The sequence below is a fragment of the Thermogutta sp. genome, from assembly GCF_039793925.1.
Lineage (GTDB): Bacteria > Planctomycetota > Planctomycetia > Pirellulales > Thermoguttaceae > Thermogutta.
Window position 1 is genome coordinate 1 of sequence record NZ_JBAMME010000011.1, and the last position, 2,186, is coordinate 2,186.

The 2,186-nt window shown below is 54.8% G+C and carries 3 protein-coding genes; 1 reads left to right on the top strand and 2 read right to left on the bottom strand.

Annotation, left to right across the window (positions count from 1 at the left end; genetic code table 11):
- A partial coding sequence (locus ABJK56_RS00410; RefSeq protein WP_347242691.1) for a hypothetical protein occupies positions 1-257 on the bottom strand: 257 nt, incomplete at its 3' end.
- Between the two features lie 99 nt (positions 258-356).
- Entirely contained in the window at positions 357-1,223 is an 867-nt protein-coding gene (locus ABJK56_RS00415; protein WP_347242692.1) for an HDOD domain-containing protein, read from the bottom strand.
- A gap of 706 nt (positions 1,224-1,929) precedes the next feature.
- On the opposite strand from ABJK56_RS00415, the gene ABJK56_RS00420 reads away from it, so the two are divergent.
- The coding region (locus ABJK56_RS00420; RefSeq protein ID WP_347242693.1) for a hypothetical protein at positions 1,930-2,186 on the top strand (257 nt) is incomplete at its 3' end.

Genomic DNA, 2,186 nt, shown 5'->3' on the forward strand with positions numbered 1-2,186 from the left:
TGCGCACCGACTATGGGATTCACATGTTTGACCAAGTGAACTAATTTGGCCCAAAGAGTGTCATCAAGCGTATTGATGAGCGTGGACGAGGCCGCTGGGCTGTTCTCCGCGCAGCCGAGCGTCTGAAGCCACAGGGCTTTACAGCTCGCGAGGAGCCCCAAACTGAATCTTTGGAAAGGCTGGGAGATTATTCCCACCTCGGGATCCTGCCACTTGTCCAAAAATTCGTTCAGATTTTCGGGGATAATGCCATCCATTGGTCACCTCGCTTCTGGCTGTCTGACCCTCGTTCACATTCGCGCGATCTTTTCCGCTGCGGTCTAGACACTCCGCAAAACCAATTTGCTCGCCGTCTGTCAAAGTTCGAAAAGCAGCGCGTTCTGTGCTATGTCCCGATCCAGGTCTTCCGCCAGCACAGCGATATCCGCTTTGGTGAGATTCAAACCCTGGAGTGCCCAGGTCGGCACCCGAATCAGGTTGATCCCCACGGAAGGCATGCCCTTCAACGTACAGATCAGGTTCGCTACCGCCACGCACCGAATAATGTTGATTTGTTCGCCGCGATAAAGGGCGGCATTATGATGAAAAGCGATGGCCGTTCGCACATTTTCGGGAAATCCCCAGGCTCGCGCCACGGCCTCGCCCAGCTCAGCGTGATCAAATCCCAGGAACTGTCGCTCCCACTCACAGAGAGACTTCTCGGGCGTGAGCGCCATGATCATCTGACGAAACCTGGGATGCACATACTGGTCTTCAAGGATGATGCCGATATCGTGCAAAAGGCCAGCCAGGAACGCGTCCTCGAAGGCGGCGATTTTGCACCGCATGGCGATCAACCGCGCGCAGATACCCACCGAAACAAGGTGTTTCCAGAGATTGGAGCGGCGGTAAGGCTCCACCCCCGTGTCGTTCCGAAACATTTCCGCCACGCTTGCGGTCATCGCAATGTTGCGGATCTGCTTCATTCCAAGGTAGGCAATGGCCTGTTGGAGATTAGTGATACGTGTCCTCACGGCATAAGCCGAGGAATTGACATACCGCAGGACCCGTGCACTTAATGCTGCATCGCTCTCCATTACTTCTTTGAGGTCGCTGGCGCTCGAATCGGGATCATTTGCCACTTCCAGCACTCGGAGGGCGACCTGCGGAATGGTGGAAATGTCGTGCACGCGTCGAACCACGCTTTCCAATAGAGAGCTGGTTGACGAGGAAACGGTGGTCATACCCAGAACCCCCCTCGTTGTAAGTCAAAAGGTACGCGTCCTCAAGAATCGGTGCTACTGCCATAGAAAGTATCGGTCACACTACAAACCGCCCGGCGACACCGATGCCAGCCTATTGGCGCCTGATCGGAGGCATAGCGAGAGTCTCTCCGCCGTCTTCCCAACTGATTTCTTAGGCCACAAGAGCGGCTGTTCGGTGATTTTGACCCTCCAGACGCCGTCTCTTCCTGCTTATTTCGTACAAGCAGAGTGCGCGGAATTTTCCGAAAGCGGAAACGGAGTTCCGAGGAATCCAGGCCCAGTTCCGCTCCCGGGGTTTGTTAAGCCCTCCGGCCAAACCTCTTACTATTTGCGCTGGCAGCTGTACAGTTGTTTCTTCAGCCTCATTGCGTACCCCATCCCCAGCGACCGGCGAACTGTTTTTCGATGGTCCGTCGCCTCAAAAGCCGTCCGTATGAGAACGTGGCAACGGCGTTGCATTTGTGACCTATTTTTTAAGTGAGCGGAGAATTTGACCGTCATAAACGCGGTAGCTCGCAAGCGAAGGAAGTGAGTAGCATTCAAAACCTTTGAGTTTTATCCCTCGAGGGACAAGCGGCATTTCCGCAGCAGTGGATCGCCACGGAAGGTTTCGGGCTTCGGCGCCACACCATGAGGGCTGCCCAGCGCTGTCCAATGTTCTTAACCAAGCGCGCGGAGGCCAATAATGAATGGGCATCGGGAAACGGTGAAACCTGTCACGGCGGACCCAGCACTGAGCTCTGTCGTGAGTCCGGATTGTGGCTGGCAGGGTCCGGCTAGCAAGTTCGCGGAAGCTTCACCGCACACAGCTGCCGCTGTGGCATCCCTTGCTGAGGTATTGAGTCGAATTAATGAGTGCTTCCTGCGATCTTCCAGTGACGAGGTATATTCCGAAGTTCTCGACGAAATCCTCAGAGTTTTCAAAAGTGAATATGGAATCCT

What these genes read in the sequence shown, in the direction of transcription:
- ABJK56_RS00415 (WP_347242692.1), bottom strand. Translation starts at nt 1,223, where the DNA reads ATGACCACCGTTTCCTCGTCAACCAGCTCTCTATTGGAAAGCGTGGTT.